We start from the raw sequence: 1,583 nt of genomic DNA, 5'->3' as shown, positions 1-1,583 counted from the left end.
GCTGCGAATCACTTCCAGACAGTCTGTGCACGCGCGCAAGTTCGTCGTGCAACACTGAATTTGATTCATTCCCCTGCCGGTTGGCCGGACCCTCACGGTCCAGCCACCGGCTTTTTTCAAAATATCCGAACGATGAAGTGCAAGCCCCTGTTTTTTGCGGTCTTTTTATTTATTGCCTCTACGATTTTCGCACAGAAATACGACTACAATTGGATAGGCATGGCGCCGAACAGCGATTGGCGGGGAGCCTTGCTGAAGTTCGAAGAAGACACCTTTTCCGTAGAAGTGTTTACAGATAGCCGATCTGTAATTTTTTTTTCTTCCCACTCCTTGGCAATTAGCGACTATCATGGTCGTTTGCAGTTTTTCACCAACGGCAATGCAATTGCCTCCTGGGACAATACCCTTATGGAAAACGGTACGGGACTGAATGACAGCGCCCCTATTGCAGATACAACTGAGGACACATGGATGATTCCTCCTTACGCGACGCCATCGTTCACGGGCATTCCCGACACGGAAAACCCTTATGTTTACTACCTTCTTCATCAGTTTATTGACAACAATGGAATTCCAACTTCTACTGGCATGCAAATCACAAAAATTGACATGTCCAAAAACAACGGAAAAGGAAGAGTGGAATATAAAAATCGCTTCCTGAATCATGGTTCTTTCCATTATTCTTTCCAAGCCATCAAACATGGAAACGGCCGGGACTGGTGGATCATACAGAAAACCCCTGAATCCATGAATTATCTCGCCACACTGCTCCATCGAGACAGCGTGGTCACCCAGATTTGGTCTTCAATCGATGGCTTCCAACAAAACCACTTGGATTCGCTTGGGAGCTCTGCACATTCTTTAATCATTTCTTCTCCGGAAGGAGATTTCCTGATTGATTATTCCATTTATTACCCTGAACCGGTGGCCAAGCTCATGCACTTCGACAGATGTAGCGGGCAAATCACGCTTGTGGACACCATACAGACAGCCGTTATAAGAAATTTCCTTTGCAATGGCATAAATGAACCTCAACTACTATATTATTGGACAATGTCATTTTCGCCGTCCGAAAGGTATATGTATGGATTTGGTACGCGAGGGGTAGGACGTTGGGACATGAAAGCTTCCGATTTCAAGAGCACCTTCGAGGAAATTTACAAAACGACAGATTGTAGTGGCATGTTGCCAACAGGATGGCTGGTACCTGCACCCAACGGAGACCTTTTCGACATCTACCTGAATGTTCATTTCAGGCTGCGCAATCCCGACCAGCCCGCATCTGCCTCGGATATCTGTTATCCACACTATTTCACGCCCTCTTGTATTGGTGCAGATGAGTATTACTTTTTCAATCCATTGTACCCCAACTACCGCCTCGGCCCGCTGGAGGGCAGTCCCTGCGATACGCTGAATCTGGAGCCGCCCGGCGAAGCACCCGGCGAGGAATGGACGCTCTCTGTCGGGCCCAGCCCTGCGGCTTCTTCCTTCACTGTCCGCCTCGGCCAGGGGGATGCCGCCACGCGGCCCACGGCCCTGCGCGTGTACGACGTGCTGGGTCGTCGTCTCTACGACCTGCCGCT

The 1,583-nt window shown here is 49.4% G+C and carries 1 protein-coding gene; it reads left to right on the top strand.

What is annotated here, in order from left to right; translation table 11 throughout:
* Window positions 1–1,583, top strand: a 1,583-nt coding sequence (locus tag D6694_04640; GenBank protein RMH45481.1) for a hypothetical protein, incomplete at both ends; no start/stop codon positions are given.

The sequence above is a fragment of the Gammaproteobacteria bacterium genome, assembly GCA_003696665.1.
Lineage (GTDB): Bacteria > Pseudomonadota > Gammaproteobacteria > Enterobacterales.
Note: the sequence above shows the minus strand (reverse complement) of the source record. Positions and strands in the feature narration are given on the sequence as shown.